Source organism: Dietzia massiliensis, assembly GCF_018390595.1.
In the GTDB taxonomy this organism is placed as follows: domain Bacteria; phylum Actinomycetota; class Actinomycetes; order Mycobacteriales; family Mycobacteriaceae; genus Dietzia; species Dietzia massiliensis.
The window spans coordinates 1-376 of record NZ_JAHBAV010000288.1; the positions used below are offsets into that span (position 1 = coordinate 1).

A 376-nucleotide genomic window follows, 5' to 3' on the forward strand; every position below is an offset into this window, starting at 1 on the left:
CTTGCAGCGTATAGCCGATGATCTTGGCCACTTCTTCCAGCGCATGCCCTTTCGACACGCCGCCCGCCATCACTTCCAGGCAGGTCGGGAACGAGAAGCTGACGTTGACCCGATCGCCCCAGCGCGCGTTGATGGCGTCTTCCACCTGCAGCAGCCGCTCGTGATCTTCGCAGGTGAAGTAGACCTTGCAGACGCCGTCGGTTTCCAGCAGGCCCGGTTCGAACAGCTGGTATTTGAACACCGACTCCTGGAAGAATTCTTCCTGCTCCGGGCTTTCGCGGTTGGTAAACCAATCATCGTTGCGGTAGACGTTGGTGGTGATCTCCGGATCGTCGTGCAGCATGCCGTACAGATCGCGGGCGATATCCTCGTCCAG

The 376-nt window shown here is 59.3% G+C and carries 1 protein-coding gene; it reads right to left on the reverse strand.

Annotated features, from left to right (window positions below):
* The coding region (locus tag KHA85_RS20585; protein WP_213186722.1) for an HAD hydrolase family protein at positions 1–376 on the reverse strand (376 nt) is incomplete at both ends.